Source organism: Pseudomonas sp. GW821-FHT01E05 (assembly GCF_059422425.1).
On sequence record NZ_JBWKWW010000003.1, the window covers coordinates 165,409 to 180,826 of the forward strand.

14 protein-coding genes are annotated in these 15,418 nt (G+C 57.9%); 3 read left to right on the forward strand and 11 right to left on the reverse strand.

Annotated elements, in window-relative coordinates; genetic code table 11:
- Positions 1–96: 96 nt before the first annotated feature.
- The 3 genes from AC07W5_RS07345 to AC07W5_RS07355 all read right to left on the reverse strand — a co-directional run bounded on the left by AC07W5_RS07345 (position 97) and on the right by AC07W5_RS07355 (position 2,761).
- Positions 97–834 (reverse strand): S-methyl-5'-thioinosine phosphorylase, encoded by a 738-nt coding sequence (locus tag AC07W5_RS07345; protein ID WP_494992300.1) that lies wholly within the window; start codon positions 832–834, stop codon positions 97–99.
- 11 nt (positions 835–845) lie between these two features.
- The gene (gene nagZ / locus AC07W5_RS07350; protein ID WP_494992475.1) at positions 846–1,844 is read right to left on the reverse strand and encodes a beta-N-acetylhexosaminidase; all 999 of its coding nucleotides are present in this window, start codon (positions 1,842–1,844) and stop codon (positions 846–848) included.
- 209 nt (positions 1,845–2,053) lie between these two features.
- Entirely contained in the window at positions 2,054–2,761 is a 708-nt protein-coding gene (locus AC07W5_RS07355) for a TetR/AcrR family transcriptional regulator (protein ID WP_494992301.1), read from the reverse strand.
- Positions 2,762–3,013: 252 nt separating this feature from the next.
- On the opposite strand from AC07W5_RS07355, the gene lexA reads away from it, so the two are divergent.
- Together lexA and sulA are read left to right on the forward strand one after the other, a co-directional pair.
- Positions 3,014–3,625 (forward strand): transcriptional repressor LexA, encoded by a 612-nt coding sequence (gene lexA, locus AC07W5_RS07360; protein ID WP_494992302.1) that lies wholly within the window; start codon positions 3,014–3,016, stop codon positions 3,623–3,625.
- A 10-nt stretch (positions 3,626–3,635) separates the two neighbouring features.
- Positions 3,636–4,109 (forward strand): SOS-induced cell division inhibitor SulA, encoded by a 474-nt coding sequence (gene sulA, locus AC07W5_RS07365; protein ID WP_494992303.1) that lies wholly within the window; start codon positions 3,636–3,638, stop codon positions 4,107–4,109.
- Between the two features lie 100 nt (positions 4,110–4,209).
- Here sulA and AC07W5_RS07370 read toward each other — a convergent pair whose 3' ends face one another.
- The 7 genes from AC07W5_RS07370 to AC07W5_RS07400 all read right to left on the reverse strand — a co-directional run bounded on the left by AC07W5_RS07370 (position 4,210) and on the right by AC07W5_RS07400 (position 12,838).
- A complete protein-coding gene (locus AC07W5_RS07370) occupies positions 4,210–4,443 on the reverse strand; it encodes a hypothetical protein (protein WP_495012621.1) in 234 nt (77 codons plus the stop codon).
- 197 nt (positions 4,444–4,640) lie between these two features.
- The gene (locus tag AC07W5_RS07375; protein ID WP_494992305.1) at positions 4,641–5,162 is read right to left on the reverse strand and encodes a DUF6586 family protein; all 522 of its coding nucleotides are present in this window, start codon (positions 5,160–5,162) and stop codon (positions 4,641–4,643) included.
- Positions 5,163–5,302: 140 nt separating this feature from the next.
- Positions 5,303–7,930 carry a type I DNA topoisomerase gene (gene topA / locus AC07W5_RS07380; RefSeq protein ID WP_495010573.1) on the reverse strand — a complete coding sequence of 876 codons (2,628 nt, stop codon included), beginning with the start codon at positions 7,928–7,930 and terminating at the stop codon, positions 5,303–5,305.
- A 114-nt stretch (positions 7,931–8,044) separates the two neighbouring features.
- Positions 8,045–8,281 carry a DUF1653 domain-containing protein gene (locus AC07W5_RS07385; protein WP_494992307.1) on the reverse strand — a complete coding sequence of 79 codons (237 nt, stop codon included), beginning with the start codon at positions 8,279–8,281 and terminating at the stop codon, positions 8,045–8,047.
- 85 nt (positions 8,282–8,366) lie between these two features.
- Positions 8,367–9,542, reverse strand: a complete 1,176-nt coding sequence (gene fadA, locus AC07W5_RS07390; RefSeq protein ID WP_494992308.1) for an acetyl-CoA C-acyltransferase FadA — start codon at positions 9,540–9,542, stop codon at positions 8,367–8,369.
- A gap of 29 nt (positions 9,543–9,571) precedes the next feature.
- The gene (fadB, locus tag AC07W5_RS07395; protein ID WP_494992309.1) at positions 9,572–11,719 is read right to left on the reverse strand and encodes a fatty acid oxidation complex subunit alpha FadB; all 2,148 of its coding nucleotides are present in this window, start codon (positions 11,717–11,719) and stop codon (positions 9,572–9,574) included.
- 681 nt (positions 11,720–12,400) lie between these two features.
- Positions 12,401–12,838: a hypothetical protein gene (locus AC07W5_RS07400; protein ID WP_494992310.1), complete on the reverse strand. Its 438-nt coding sequence runs from the start codon at positions 12,836–12,838 to the stop codon at positions 12,401–12,403.
- 103 nt (positions 12,839–12,941) lie between these two features.
- Here AC07W5_RS07400 and AC07W5_RS07405 point away from each other — a divergent pair, with 103 nt between their 5' ends.
- Complete coding sequence (locus AC07W5_RS07405; RefSeq protein ID WP_494992311.1) at positions 12,942–13,379, forward strand: universal stress protein; 438 nt, start codon at positions 12,942–12,944, stop codon at positions 13,377–13,379.
- A gap of 117 nt (positions 13,380–13,496) precedes the next feature.
- On the opposite strand, the gene AC07W5_RS07410 is transcribed toward AC07W5_RS07405, so the two are convergent.
- On the reverse strand, positions 13,497–15,413 hold the full coding sequence (locus AC07W5_RS07410) for an ATP-binding cassette domain-containing protein (protein ID WP_494992312.1): 1,917 nt from the start codon (positions 15,411–15,413) through the stop codon (positions 13,497–13,499).
- Positions 15,414–15,418: the final 5 nt, after the last annotated feature.

Below are 15,418 nucleotides of genomic sequence, written 5' to 3' on the forward strand. Positions count from 1 at the left end.
TATACCGCCATCCTGTAGGAGCACGGCTTGCCGGCGATGGCGTCCTTGAGATCTCATCGTCGGAACGCGGCCCAGAGCAAGCTCTGCTCCTACAACTCAGCCCGCCAACACCCGCGCCAGGGTCGATTTGACCTTGCCCATACCATCATGCAACGCTTGCTCGATCTCGGCCATGGTGATCACCGCGGTGGACTTGCCCGCCGCCGGGTTCACCACCAATGCCAGGCAGGCATAAGCCAGATCCAGCTCACGAGCCAGTGCAGCTTCCGGCATGCCGGTCATGCCAACGATATCGCAACCATCACGCTCCAGTCGGGCGATCTCGGCTACGGTTTCCAGACGCGGCCCCTGGGTGCAGGCATACACGCCATGACTGCTGTAGGCACAACCCTCAGCCGCCAGCGCGGCGATCAGCTTCTCTCGCAGTGGTTCGCTGTAGGGATAGCTGAAGTCGATGTGAGTAACCTGCTCAAGATCATCGGCAAAGTAGGTGTGTTCACGACCGCTGGTGTAATCAATGAGCTGGTGGGGGACACAAAAATGCCCTGTGCCCATTGCCGCATGAATTCCGCCCACTGCGTTGACCGCCAGAATCGCCTCGGCACCCGCCTGTTTCAAGGCCCAGATATTGGCCCGGTAATTCACCTGATGCGGTGGAAAACGGTGAGGATGGCCGTGACGCGCCAGAAACAGCACTTCACGCCCAGCGTATTCGCCAAACTGGATGTCCGCCGAAGGCGTCCCGTACGGCGTATCCAGCGGCAACGATTGGCGAATGCTCAAGCCTTCGAGCTGAGTGAGACCAGTGCCACCAATAATCGCGTAAACCGTCATTGCAAAAATCCTTAATCAATCAGTTGGGCATCTTTGAGCGCGCCAAGGGCCGCCAGCCAGCGCGGATCCTGGCGGTATTCGCTAGTCGCGAACGCTTTGCCGCGCATTCGCGCGATACGCGCAGACGGCGTGACCTTCAATCGCTGGGCGGCGCTCAAGGCCAGCTCGGCAGCCGCACGATCGTTACACACCAGCCCCATATCGCAACCGGCCGACAGCGCTGCCTCGATTCGACTCGCCGCATCGCCAACTACGTGAGCACCGGCCATGGACAGGTCATCGCTGAAGATGACGCCATCAAATTGCAATTCACCGCGCAGGATGTCCTGCAACCAACGGCGAGAGAAACCAGCAGGTTGAGAATCGACTTGAGGGTAGATAACGTGGGCCGGCATCACCGCCGCCAACTGTTTGCTCAAACGGGCAAACGGCACCAGGTCATTGGCGCGAATGTCTTCCAGGCTGCGCTCGTCGGTCGGTATGGCCACATGGGAGTCAGCCTCCGCCCAGCCGTGACCGGGAAAGTGCTTGCCGGTGGCAGCCATACCGGCGCTGTTCATTCCGCGAATAAAAGCTCCCGCCAGTAAAGCCGCGCGCTCTGGATCCCCTTCAAATGAACGACTGCCCACGACAGCGCTGCGCTGATAGTCCAGGTCCAGTACCGGGGCGAAACTCAAGTCGAGGCCGACCGCCAGCACTTCAGTCGCCATGATCCAGCCACACTGCTCGGCCAGATACTCGGCATTGGGGTTATCGGCAATCGCCCGCATCGCCGGCAAACGCACAAAGCCCTGGCGTAGACGTTGTACCCGACCGCCTTCCTGGTCTACCGCCAACAGCAGGTCCGCACGCACGGCGCGGATCGATGCACTCAGCTCACGCACCTGGCGCGGATGCTCGATATTGCGCGCAAAAATGATCAAGCCACCCACTTCGGGTTGGCGCAACAATTGGCGATCTTCAGCCGTCAGCCAGGTACCGGCGACGTCCACCATCAAGGAGCCTTGCAGGCCAGATGTCATAGAAATTCCTTAATAACGGGATGCGCGCACGGCACATCAACGATGAGCCCGGCCCGATGCAGACGCACGACCGGATCGCCACAGGCAAAGCCCGGCAACAGAGGGCCGGCGCAGAAGATATGGAGCGGATCTAAAACTGGAGTCGGCATGGGCGGCTAGCTTAGCGGATGTAAGCAGTCGCGCCCACCCGTGTGCGGCTAAACCTTGGCGACCGCTGGGGTCGATTTACTGCGCGGTCTTAGCTGTGCGGTGGCCATGCCATCATCGGTGACGCCGGTTTCAGCGCGCATACCGGCCGCCAGAAACGGCACCATCAAACGCATTACCTGCTCAATCGAGGTATTGACCCCAAAATCGGTCTCGGCAATTGCCCGCAGGGCTTTGATACCCGACATGCTGAACGCCGCTGCACCCAGCATGAAATGCACGCGCCAGAACAGTTCGATAGGTGGAATACGCGGCGCGGCCTCGTTGACCAGCATCATGTAGCGGCGGAACACCTTGCCGTACATGTCTTCCAGATAGCGACGCAAGTGCCCCTGGCTCTGACTGAAAGCCAGCCCCAGCAAACGCATGAAAATAGAGAGGTCGTTGCCACTGCGTGGCTGAACCACCAGAGCTTGCTCGACGAGGATTTCCAGCAGTTCTTCCAGGCTCGGCTTGTTGTCCGGCTTGGCCTGACGCCGCTCGAGCTCGCGATCGAGACTGACGCAGAAGGGACCGAGGAAACGCGAAAAAACCGCCTGAATCAGCGCTTTTTTTGAACCGAAATGATAGTTCACCGCCGCCAGGTTAACCCCGGCCTTGCTGGTGATCAGCCGTAATGAGGTTTCGGCAAACCCTTTTTCCGCGAACAACTGCTCGGCAGCATCGAGAATACGTTCAACGGTTTCGGACTGGGCCATGGCTACTCCGCCTGACAAACACTTGTTTGAAACATACGTTTCAGACTTTACCTTGTCAAGCCTGCCTGTCCGTTTTCCGGCCGGTCAGTCACCTATTAAATCACACAAGTCTGACTGTGTAGTCAGTCCTGTAACTCATGGCACGATCAGCTGCAATTCGACCGCCCGGCGGACTGGATAAAAAGGAGGATTGCCAAGAACGATCCACTGTATATAATCCCAGTCACTGTATAAAAAGACAGAGCGATCGAAATGCTAAAACTGACGCCACGCCAAGCTGAGATTCTGGCTTTTATCAAACGCTGCCTCGAAGACAACGGCTACCCGCCGACTCGCGCGGAAATCGCTCAGGAGCTGGGTTTCAAGTCACCCAACGCCGCTGAAGAACACCTCAAGGCACTGGCCCGCAAGGGTGCAATCGAGATGACGCCAGGCGCTTCCCGCGGAATTCGCATCCCAGGCTTCGAAGCCAAGGCAGGCGATGACTCTACCCTGCCGATCATCGGCCGGGTTGCCGCCGGCGCACCGATTCTCGCACAGCAGCACATCGAAGAGTCCTGCAACATCAACCCTGCCTTCTTCCATCCTCGTGCCGACTACCTGCTACGCGTACACGGCATGAGCATGAAAGACGTCGGCATTTTCGACGGTGATCTGCTCGCTGTACATACCACTCGCGAAGCGCGCAATGGCCAGATCGTGGTTGCCCGGATCGGCGATGAAGTCACCGTGAAACGCTTCAAGCGTGAAGGCAGCAAAGTCTGGCTGATTGCCGAAAACCCCGAGTTCGCCCCTATCGAAGTGAACCTGAAAGATCAGGACCTGGTGATCGAAGGCTTGAGTGTCGGCGTCATTCGCCGCTAAAGGAGGCTTTATGCAGTTCCCACACACACCACAGCAAGCACAACTGTCACTGTTCGAGGCGTTTATGGCGCAGCCACTCGCCCCGATCCTCAAAGACGTGGTCGAGTCGCCCTGGAGCGCCGAGCCCGAAGCTTTCAGTGAACTGTCGTTACGCGGTGCAGCCGGGAACTGCCTGAACCTGCTGGCCCCTATTCTCAGAGAGTTGAGCCAGGACCAGGACGCTCGCTGGCTGACACTGATTGCCCCGCCAGCGAGCCTGACCCAGGCCTGGCTACGGGACGCAGGATTGAACCGCGAGAGGATTTTGCTGCTGCAACCACGAGGCACACAAAGCGCTCAGCAACTGACTTGCGAGGCGTTGCGCCTGGGCCGCAGCCACACCGTTGTCAGCTGGCTCAACCCACTGGCGCCCAGCGCACGGCAACAGCTGATCAGCGCTGCCCGCACAGGGGACGCGCAAAGCCTGAATATTCGTCTGGGTTGATCAACAGGACTGTAACGAAACTTGAATACCATAGGGCTTCTCAAGAATAGAGAAGCCGATTTGAAGCAACGAATTGCACCAAAAAAACCGACAAACGGACTCAGTGAAGAATCCGTGGCCCGTCTTCTCTCTCAAATTCGCCTTCAACCAGACGTCCAGCCATCTGCACACCAACGCTCAACATGGCCTTGGCCACTTCAACGTGCTGACCTTGCAGAAACGCTTTGGCATCTTCGGAAAAATTCAAAGTAACCAGAGAACCCTCGTCCTCAGCCCTGCGCAGCTCGATACGGCCGTCAGGCAACTCAACAATTTCTAGAAAGGACGTTGGCATAAAGGTCTGTTCTCCACGAAAGGCCGGCATTGTAGCAGCTGGCGAAGCCTGCGTCCTTGTAGCAGCTGGCGAAGCCTGCGTTCGGCTGCGAAGCAGTCGTAAATCCTGCCTCCACGGTTTGTCTGGAATACCGCAGAGTCTGATTTTACGACTGCTTCGCAGCCGAACGCAGGCTTCGCCAGCTGCTACAGATCACCTCAGCACTCGTTAAGCCCATCCCGAAACCGAATCGCCAACTCTTTCAGGTTCTGACGCCAGCTTTCCAATTCTTCCCGACTCAACTCTGACTCCACCTCCTCATCGAGGTTGACCGCAACGATCAATGGCTGCGTCACATCACCCTTGGGTTTGTGCGGCGCTCGTGGCGGCTGAAACAGCGCAGCATGCGCCGCCAGCAGCTTCGCCAGCCAGGTTTCAGGGTTTTGCGCCAATTCCACCAATTCAGCCAGCTCGGGAATGGCAATGGTTTCGAGTACTTCGCGAGTCAGTAGCATTTCCGCCCGTGGCGCATTGGCCTGAGGCAGGCGGTAAAAGCCCGCAATCTCATGACACAAACCAAGCAACGCACCGTACAGGTGAAACAACACCGACTCGCGCCCCGCCTGAACCAGCGCCTGGGAGTTAATCGCCCGCCCCTCTTCGGCTCTGGCCAGCGCTTCCAATGAAAGACCGGCGAAATAAATTTTCTGATTGGTACGGGTATAGAGTTCGTGGGCCATGACGGCAGCCTCCACAACGAAATAATTGCTTCACGCAGGTCAGACAGTGTCATGGATCACCTCCGCTTCCCGCAAGCACAAAACAAAAGGCCGCATGAAAACCCGAGGGTTGTCATGCGGCCTTTTGTGTACAGCGCCTTTTAAGCCTTGGCTGATGGACGCTTGTCTTCAACCGTCCATTTGCCGCCGTCGTAATATGCCTTCCAGCCAGTCGGTTTACCGTCAACCTCAGTCTGCACGTACTGCTCTTTGGTCTTGCGGCTGTAACGGATCACGGCAGGCAGGCCGTCCGGATCCTTCTTCGGCGCTTCGCAGAGGAAGTGGTACTTCGGATCGATCTCGTCCTTGTGCGGCACAATCTCGATCACCAGCGGAGCACGGGTCTCGCGGTTTTTCGGGAACTGGCTCGCCGCCAGGAACAGACCGGAAGCACCGTCACGCAGAATGTAAGTGTCGTTGACCTTCTCGCACTTGAGTTCCGGCATTTTCACCGGATCCATCTTCGGCGGCGCCGCGTCGCCGCTTTTCAGCAGTTTACGAGTGTTCTTGCAGGTCGCGTTGGTACAACCGAAGAACTTGCCGAAACGGCCAGTCTTGAGCTGCATCTCGCTGCCACACTTGTCGCACTCCAGGCTCGGGCCTTCGTAGCCCTTGATGCGATAATTACCCTCTTCGATCTCGAAACCTACGCAATCCGGATTGTTTCCGCAGATGTGCAGTTTGCGCTTCTCGTCCAGCAGGTAGGCATCCATCGCGGTGCTGCAGATCGGGCAACGGTGCTTGCCGCGCAGTACCAGAGACTCCGACTCGCCCTCGTCATCGGCGGCGATTTCATCGCCCGGAACGAGGTTGACGGTAGCCTTGCAACGCTCCTTCGGCGGCAGACTGTAGCCCGAGCAACCGAGGAAAACGCCAGTCGAGGCGGTGCGGATCTGCATCGCACGACCGCACTGGACGCACGGGATGTCGGTCATGACCGGTTCGTTGGCACGCATGCCGCTTTCCGCGCCTTCAGCCACTTCGAGTTTCTTCTTGAAGTCGCCGTAGAACTCGTCGAGCACGTTTTTCCAGTCGCGCTCGCCTTGGGCGACGTCATCGAGGTTCTCTTCCATACCGGCGGTGAAACCGTAATCCATCAGGTTGGAGAAGCTCTCGGACAGTCGCTCGGTAACGATGTCACCCATCTTTTCGGAGTAGAAACGACGGTTATGCAGTGCAACGTAGCCACGGTCCTGGATCGTCGAAATGATCGCCGCGTAGGTCGAAGGACGACCGATACCGCGCTTTTCCATTTCCTTGACCAGGCTCGCTTCGGAATAACGCGCAGGCGGCTTGGTGAAGTGCTGGCTCGGGTCGAGCTTGATCAGCTTCATGACATCGCCCTGGGCCATGTCTGGCAGCACATCGTCGTCGCCCGGCTTGGTCATTTGCGGCATGACGCGGGTGTAGCCGTCGAATTTGAGGATACGACCCTTGGCCCGCAGCTCGAAGGTGCCGGCAGTGACACTGACGGTGGTCGACAGGTATTGCGCCGGCAGCATCTGGCAAGCGACGAACTGGCGCCAGATCAGCTCGTAGAGGCGCTCAGCGTCACGTTCCATACCCACCAGCTTGCTTGGATGGGTATTCACGTCGGAAGGACGAATTGCTTCGTGGGCCTCTTGCGCGCCTTCCTTGCTGCCGTAGACGTTCGGTGCGGCCGGCAGATACTTGCTGCCGAACTCGCCTTCAATGTAAGTACGCGCCATTTCCACGGCATCGACCGAGAGATTGGTCGAGTCGGTACGCATATAAGTGATGTAACCCGCTTCGTACAGACGCTGAGCCATCATCATGGTTTTCTTCACACCAAAGCCCAAGCGATTGCTACCGGCCTGTTGCAGGGTGGAAGTAATGAACGGTGCCGACGGCTTGCTGCTGGTCGGCTTGTCTTCACGCTTGGCAATGGTGTAACTGGAAGCCTTGAGCTTTTCCAGTGCGGCCATGGCGTGGGTTTCGTTGAGCGGCTTGAAGGCTTCGCCGTTTTCACGGGCCACTTCAAAACGCACGTTGGCGCCCTTGGTGGTACCGAGGTCCGCATGGACTTCCCAATACTCTTCCGGGTTGAACGCACGAATTTCGCGCTCACGCTCAACGACCAGCTTCACCGCAACCGATTGCACACGACCTGCGGACAAACCACGGGCGATCTTCTGCCACAGCAGCGGCGAGACCATGTAGCCCACCACGCGGTCGAGGAAACGACGCGCCTGCTGGGCGTTGACCCGATCGATGTCCAGCTCGCCTGGCTGGGAGAAGGCCTCCTGAATCGCCTTCTTGGTGATTTCGTTGAACACCACGCGCTTATAGCGACTGTCATCACCACCGATGGCTTCGCGCAGGTGCCAGGCAATGGCTTCCCCCTCGCGATCCAAGTCGGTTGCGAGATAGATGGTGTCAGCATCTTTGGCGAGCCGGCGCAGCTCTTCGATGACTTTTTCCTTGCCGGGAAGGATCTCGTACTTGGCTTTCCAGCCATGATCCGGATCGACACCCATGCGCGAGACCAGTTGCTTGCGCGCCTTCTCTTTCGGAGAGAGCGCGGGCGCTTCACCTGCGGCGGCCTTGCCACGCTTGGCAGCAGGCTCTTTGCTGGCGCTAGCCGAACCGCTGGTGGGCAGGTCTCGGATATGGCCGATACTCGACTTCACCACGTATTGGTTGCCCAGATACTTGTTGATGGTCTTGGCCTTAGCCGGGGATTCCACAATGACCAGCGATTTGCCCATGGATCAGAAAATTCCTGAATTCTAGAAGTGAAAGGCGGTTGGCGCCTGACGCGGCACCGCTATATATAGTGGCAACAAGGTGAGGTCAAGCGCAGGGTTCTGCGCGACCTGCGCTTATGGCCTGGAAAAAAGGCTTGGTTCGGCCTGAACCAAAGCAAAGCGTGGCACCTGTTCGCCGTCAACTTCGACCGACTCCAGGAACATGCTCAAGGGACGCACCCAAAAGCCGTAATCGCCATACAGAGCTTGGTAGAACACCACTTCTTCTTCGGTTTCGGAATGCCGCGCGACTGCGAAAACACGGTATTGCGGCCCCTTGTAATGCTCATAGAGCCCGGGTAGTAAATTCATGTTCTGGCCCTCCTGCACATAAAAAATAAATCTTCAGAAAAACAAAAACCGGGGCACAAGGCCCCGGCTTCCATCGACGAAACGCTTAAACGCGTTCGAAGACGGTGGCAATGCCCTGGCCGAGACCAATGCACATGGTGGACACACCGAAGGTGCCGCCATTTTGCTTCATCACATTGAGCAAGGTGCCGGAGATACGCGCACCGGAACAACCGAATGGATGGCCCAAAGCAATCGCGCCGCCGTGCAGGTTAACCTTCTCGTTCATCTTGTCGAGCACTTTCAAATCTTTCAGCACCGGCAGCGCCTGTGCAGCGAACGCTTCGTTGAGTTCGAAGAAGTCGATATCAGCAATACCCAAACCTGCGCGCTTCAGTGCTTTCTGTGTTGCCGGTACTGGACCATAGCCCATGATCGCCGGGTCCACACCTGCCACTGCCATCGAGCGAATGACCGCCATTGGCTGGATACCCAGGTCCTGAGCACGCTGCGCCGACATCACGATCATGCACGAAGCACCATCGGTGATCTGCGAGGAAGTACCCGCCGTCACGGTACCACCCTTGGGGTTGAACGCTGGCTTCAATGCCGCCAGGCTTTCCAGGGTAGTTTCCGGACGGATGGTTTCGTCGTAGTCGAACAGTTTCAGGAAACCGTTCTCGTCGTAACCCTGCATCGGGATGATTTCGTCTTTGAACTTGCCTTCGACGGTCGCTTTATGGGCGAGCTGGTGGGAACGCACGCCAAAGGCATCCTGCTGCTCACGGGTGATGCCGTGCATCTTGCCGAGCATTTCTGCGGTCAGGCCCATCATGCCCGAGGCTTTTGCCGCGTACAGCGACATGTGCGGGTTCGGATCGACACCGTGCATCATGCTCACATGGCCCATATGCTCGACGCCGCCAACGACGAACACGTCACCATTGCCGGTCATGATCGCTTGCGCAGCGGTGTGCAACGCACTCATCGACGAGCCACACAGGCGGCTGACCGTCTGGCCGGCAGCGGTGTGAGGGATCTGAGTCATCAGGGACGCCATACGGGCGATGTTCCAGCCCTGCTCCAGGGTCTGGTTGACGCAGCCCCAGATCACGTCTTCGACTTCAGCCGGATCAACCTTGACGTTACGTTCCAGCAGCTTGCTGATCAGGTGCGCCGACATGTCTTCGGCACGGGTGTTGCGGTGCATGCCGCCCTTGGAGCGGCCCATCGGGGTGCGACCGAAGTCGACAATCACGACGTCTCTAGGATTCAAGCTCATATAGTTCACTCTCGCTCTAGTGTGGGCGCTTAACCGAAGAAGCGCTGGCCGTTTTGGGCCATTTCACGCAGCTTCGCGGTCGGGTGGTACAGGGCGCCCAGATCAGCGTACTGGTCAGCCAGGGCAACGAACTCTGCAACACCGATGGAATCGATGTAACGCAGCGCGCCGCCACGGAATGGAGGGAAACCAATACCGTAGACCAGACCCATGTCGGCTTCGGCAGCGGTTTCAACGATGCCGTCTTCCAGGCAACGCACGGTTTCCAGGCAAAGCGGGATCATCATCCAGTTGATGATGTCTTCGTCGGTCACTTCACGCTGCTCGAAGACGATCGGCTTGAGCACTTCCAGCACCGACGGGTCGGCGACCTTCTTCTGCTTGCCGCTCTTGTCGGCCTCATAGGCGTAGAAGCCCTTGCCGTTCTTCTGGCCCAGGCGCTTGGCTTCGTAGAGCACGTCGACGGCCGAGCGGCGGTCGTCCTTCATGCGGTCCGGGAAGCCTTCAGCCATCACGTCACGACCGTGGTGACCGGTGTCGATACCGACAACGTCCATCAGGTACGCAGGACCCATCGGCCAGCCGAATTTTTCCATGATCTTGTCGATACGGACGAAGTCCACACCGGCGCTGACCAGCTTGGCGAAACCGCCGAAATACGGGAACAGGACACGGTTGACCAGAAAGCCCGGGCAGTCATTGACGACGATCGGGTTCTTGCCCATTTTCTTGGCGTAGGCAACGGTGGTGGCAACCGCCAGTTCGCTGGACTTCTCACCACGGATCACTTCCACCAACGGCATCATGTGCACCGGGTTGAAGAAGTGCATGCCGACGAAGTTTTCCGGACGCTTGAGGGCCTTGGCCAACAGGCTGATGGAAATAGTCGAGGTGTTCGACGCGAGGATGGTGTCCTCTTTGACCTTGTCTTCGACTTCAGCCAGAACAGCTTGCTTGACCTTAGGGTTCTCGACGACCGCTTCGACCACCAGGTCGACGTGACCGAAATCACCGTAAGACAGCGTAGGACGAATGCCGTTGAGCACTTCAGCCATTTTCGCTGCGGTCATGCGACCTTTATCAACGCGGCTCACCAGCAGCTTGGCGGCTTCCGCCAGGCCCTGCTCGATACCGTGCTCGTTGATGTCCTTCATCAGGATCGGCGTGCCTTTGGAAGCCGACTGGTACGCGATACCGCCGCCCATGATGCCGGCGCCGAGTACGGCAGCCTGCTTCACGTCTTTGGCGACTTCGTCGTAGGCCTTGGCCTTTTTCTTCAGCTCCTGATCGTTCAGGAACAGACCGATCAAGCTCTGCGCAGCCGAGGTCTTGGCCAGTTTCACGAAGCCGGCGGCTTCGATTTCCAGTGCCTTGTCGCGACCGAAGTTCGCGGCTTTCTGGATGGTCTTGATCGCTTCGACCGGCGCCGGGTAGTTCGGGCCCGCCTGACCGGCTACGAAACCTTTGGCGGTTTCGAAAGACATCATTTGTTCGATTGCGTTGAGCTTGAGCTTTTCAAGCTTCGGCTGGCGCTTGGCCTTGTGATCGAACTCGCCGGAAATGGCGCGCTTGATCAGTTCCAGTGCGGCTTCCTGCAGCTTCTCTGGAGCAACCACAGCATCGACGGCGCCGACTTTCAGCGCGTCGTCGGCACGATTTTCCTTACCGGCGGCAATCCATTCGATGGCGTTGTCGGCACCGATGATTCGTGGCAGACGTACAGTACCGCCGAAGCCTGGGTAGATGCCCAGCTTGACTTCCGGCAGGCCGATTTTGGCAGTAGTGGCCATGACGCGGTAATCCGCTGCCAGGCACATTTCCAGACCGCCGCCCAAAGCGATGCCGTTGATCGCGGCGATGGTCGGAACATTCAGGTCTTCGAAATCGCTGAAAATCTTATTCGCTTCGAGGTTGCCTGCAACAAGCTCTGCATCAGGCAGCTTGAAGTTGTCGACGAATTCGGTGATGTCGGCACCGACGATGAACACGTCCTTGCCACTGCTGACGATCACACCCTTGATCGAAGCATCTGCCTTGATAGTGTCTACGGCCTGACGCAATTCGTTCAGGGTTAGACGATTGAACTTGTTGACGGACTCACCCTTGAGGTCGAATTTCAATTCGACGATGCCACTTTCAAGAGCCTTAACCGTGATGGCTTTACCTTCGTAAATCATCAACTGATCTCCACGATATGGAAGCTGAACAGTACACGTCGGACGCTAACTTCTGGCTCGGCATTGACGTTACCGTCGATGCTACGCCAATCCGCCAGGCACACCCGCCAACGCGATAGTCGGGATTCTGTAGGAGCCGTCTGTAATACAAACGCTCATTTCATACGCCCGTTTGATTTGGGTACGCCACCTTCACGGAATTTCAGGCAATTGTCAATCGCCCAAAATGCTGGTTGAAACGCGACTTTGCAGTCATGCCAGCGCTGCAGAGATCATCAACATGCCAATCCATGTTTGATCATTCATAGAGTCAATATTTAGAAAAGTCGCCCTAACCCGCATCGCTCTTCGTTTATCGAGCTAAGCTGGCAAGCACCACAAAGAAAAACATGAACGCTTTGAGCGAATGCCAAGCGTAAGATCAGCGCCACGGAACCTGTGCCGTTGCGATTTAGCGAATTACCGGCCTGCCTGGCCAACTCCAGCCCGATGATGATGTCGGGCTTTTTATTGCCTGCCAATCAAGCGAAGCACCTGTAGCAGCTGCCGCCAGGCTGCGTCCGAGCGCGAAGCGGTCGTAGAATGCTTAACCGCGATCCAATAGAAAGATTCGGGATACCGGTTTTACGACCGCTTTGCGGCCGGACGCAGCCTGGCGGCAGCTGCTACAGGGAAATGCTTTCAGGCGAGCGCTTTGAGAACAGCTGCAATATCCTGCAAAACACTAGCCTCGCCCTTCTCCCCCCAATACAACGCAATCATTTGCTTGTCCGCTTCGATCTTGAACACATTGGCCGGCAACGTTTTGAAATGCTCCAGCAACGCATCATCCTGACAAACTTCTCGCCACTGATTGACCCAGACACCTGGCGCTGTCTGCCAATAACTCCAGCACGCCGCTTGAACGCTGCGTCGCGGCCGATGGTATTGGCCGCAAGGGCTCGGCGGCTCCGGCTCCAGCCAGTGCGGCCATTCCTGAGGGGCCAGTTGCATGGCCAGCCCCATGCGTCGCGCCTCCATGCGCAGAGCCATCCGCCCGCTCTGATGGCGCGAAGGTCGCAACCAGGCCAGCGGACTCAGAACCAACGCAAGGATTGACACCACTATCCAGACCGTCATATGTGTACTCCCGATTCTTGAGGAGCGGATTGCGCCACACTGAAACCAATCCGCTTGAAACCAGCCATACTTACCGTCATCGCAATCCTCCGGAGCGCCGTCCATGTCCTATGAACACATCCTGGTCGCTGTTGACCTCACTGAAGAATGCGACCCTGTCATCAAGCGCGCTCGTGAACTGTCAGTCAGCAGCGGCGCCAAACTCTCACTGGTCCATATTGTCGAGCCCATGGCCATGGCTTTTGGCGGCGATGTTCCGATGGACCTTTCGCAATTGCAGCAACAACAGTTCGATCAAGCCAAAGAGCGTCTTGAGCGATTGATCCTGAAATACCCGGAGGCCACCAAGGCCAACAGCCATTTGACCTACGGCCAGCCACGCCAGGAGATCCATCATCTGGCCAAGGAGCAAGGCTGCGACCTGATTGTCGTCGGCAGCCACGGCAGACATGGGCTGGCGCTGCTGCTCGGGTCCACCGCCAATGATGTCCTGCACGGCGCACCCTGCGATGTGCTTGCTGTGCGACTGGTCAAGAGCTGAACCCGAGCCCCTGTAGGAGCGAGCAAGCTCGCTCCTACAGGGGAAACCGTGTTTCATACAAAAAGCCCGGCGCTCACATAGGTAAGGCCGGGCTTTTTTATACAGCTAGCAGATCAATCAGGCATCCAGCTCTGCCCAACGCTCGACCAACACTTCGAGCTCAGCCTGCAATTGCTCAAGCTGAGCGATTACCGCAGCAGTCTGTGCGGCAGGACGCTGATAGAAGCCCGCATCCGCCATTTCAGCCTCGACACCCGCAATTTTCTGCTCTTTGGCTTCAATATCGCCTGGCAAGGCTTCCAGTTCGCGCTGGAGCTTGTAGCTGAGCTTTTTCTTGGCCACTGGTGCTTCTTGAGCAACCACTGGCGCAGGTGCGGCAGTAACGACCGCAGAGTTCAGCTCGGCTTTGCCGGACTTGTTCTCGGTCACGCCCAACAGACGCGGCGAACCGCCCTGACGCAGCCAGTCCTGATAACCACCGACGTATTCACGAACCTTGCCTTCACCTTCGAAGACCAGGGTGCTGGTGACCACGTTATCGAGGAATGCCCGGTCGTGGCTGACCATCAAGACTGTACCCTGGAAGGTCAACAGGACCTCTTCCAGCAGTTCGAGGGTTTCCACATCCAGGTCGTTGGTCGGTTCGTCGAGTACCAGCAAGTTGGCCGGCTTACTGAACAGCTTGGCCAGCAACAAACGGGCACGCTCACCACCGGACAACGCCTTGACCGGCGTGCGGGCACGCTGCGGGCTGAACAGGAAGTCGCCGAGGTAGCTCAGAACGTGGCGGCTTTGGCCGTCAATGTCGATGAAGTCGCGACCTTCGGCGACGTTATCGATCACGGTCTTTTCCAGATCCAGCTGATGGCGCAGTTGGTCGAAATAGGCCACATCGATTCGCGTGCCCTCCTCAACTTTACCGCTGGTAGGCTGCAAACCACTGAGCATCAGCTTCAGCAATGTGGTTTTGCCAGTACCGTTGGCACCCAGCAGACCGATACGGTCGCCGCGCTGCAGGACCATGGAGAAATCCTTGATCAGGAACGGGCCATCCGGGTGAGCGAAGCTGACGTTCTCGAGGACCATCACTTGCTTGCCGGACTTGTCGGCAGTGTCCAGCTGAATGTTGGCCTTGCCAGTACGCTCACGACGCTCGCTACGCTCAACGCGCAGGGCCTTCAGGGCACGAACGCGGCCTTCGTTACGGGTGCGACGGGCTTTGATGCCCTGACGGATCCAGACTTCTTCCTGGGCCAGGCGCTTGTCGAACAAGGCGTTGGCGGTCTCTTCGGCTGCCAGAGTGGCTTCCTTGTGAACCAGGAAGCTGGCGTAGTCGCCGTTCCAGTCGATCAGGCCGCCACGGTCCAGTTCGAGGATCCGGGTCGCCAGGTTTTGCAGGAATGAACGGTCGTGCGTGATGAACAGCACGGCGCCCTGGAAATCCTTCAGCGCCTCTTCGAGCCAGGCAATCGCACCAATGTCCAGGTGGTTGGTCGGTTCGTCGAGCAGCAGCAGATCCGGTTCCGATACCAGCGCCTGAGCCAGCAGGACGCGACGACGCCAGCCGCCGGACAATTCGGCGAGGGTCTTGTCGGCCGGCAGTTGCAGACGGCTCAAGGTGCTGTCTACCAATTGCTGCAAGCGCCAGCCGTCACGGGCTTCGAGGTCGTGCTGGACGTGCATCAGCTTGTCCAGATCAGCGTCAGTGACGATGTTCTGGCTGAGGTGGTGATACTGCGCGAGCAGCTCGCCGACGCCGTCCAGGCCCTCGGCAACCACGTCGAACACAGTCCGCTCGTCGGCCAGTGGCAATTCTTGCGGTAATTCGCCGATTTTGAGCCCCGGCGCACGCCAGACGGAGCCGTCATCGGGCTTCTGGTCACCTTTGACCAGCTTCATCATGCTGGATTTGCCAGTGCCGTTGCGGCCGATGATGCACACCCGCTCACCACGGGCGATCTGCCAGGACACCTTGTCCAACAACGGCATAGCGCCGAAAGCAAGGGACACATCGCTGAATTTGAGCAGGGTCATGAGCT

Coding starts and splice junctions, on each gene's coding strand:
- AC07W5_RS07405 (WP_494992311.1), top strand. CDS start 12,942: ATGTCCTATGAACACATCCTGGTCGCTGTTGACCTCACTGAAGAATGC.
- AC07W5_RS07385 (WP_494992307.1), bottom strand. CDS start 8,281: ATGAATTTACTACCCGGGCTCTATGAGCATTACAAGGGGCCGCAATAC.
- AC07W5_RS07375 (WP_494992305.1), bottom strand. CDS start 5,162: ATGGCCCACGAACTCTATACCCGTACCAATCAGAAAATTTATTTCGCC.
- lexA (WP_494992302.1), top strand. CDS start 3,014: ATGCTAAAACTGACGCCACGCCAAGCTGAGATTCTGGCTTTTATCAAA.
- AC07W5_RS07400 (WP_494992310.1), bottom strand. CDS start 12,838: ATGACGGTCTGGATAGTGGTGTCAATCCTTGCGTTGGTTCTGAGTCCG.
- sulA (WP_494992303.1), top strand. CDS start 3,636: ATGCAGTTCCCACACACACCACAGCAAGCACAACTGTCACTGTTCGAG.
- AC07W5_RS07345 (WP_494992300.1), bottom strand. CDS start 834: ATGACGGTTTACGCGATTATTGGTGGCACTGGTCTCACTCAGCTCGAA.
- AC07W5_RS07410 (WP_494992312.1), bottom strand. CDS start 15,413: ATGACCCTGCTCAAATTCAGCGATGTGTCCCTTGCTTTCGGCGCTATG.
- AC07W5_RS07355 (WP_494992301.1), bottom strand. CDS start 2,761: ATGGCCCAGTCCGAAACCGTTGAACGTATTCTCGATGCTGCCGAGCAG.
- fadA (WP_494992308.1), bottom strand. CDS start 9,542: ATGAGCTTGAATCCTAGAGACGTCGTGATTGTCGACTTCGGTCGCACC.
- AC07W5_RS07370 (WP_495012621.1), bottom strand. CDS start 4,443: ATGCCAACGTCCTTTCTAGAAATTGTTGAGTTGCCTGACGGCCGTATC.
- topA (WP_495010573.1), bottom strand. CDS start 7,930: ATGGGCAAATCGCTGGTCATTGTGGAATCCCCGGCTAAGGCCAAGACC.
- fadB (WP_494992309.1), bottom strand. CDS start 11,719: ATGATTTACGAAGGTAAAGCCATCACGGTTAAGGCTCTTGAAAGTGGC.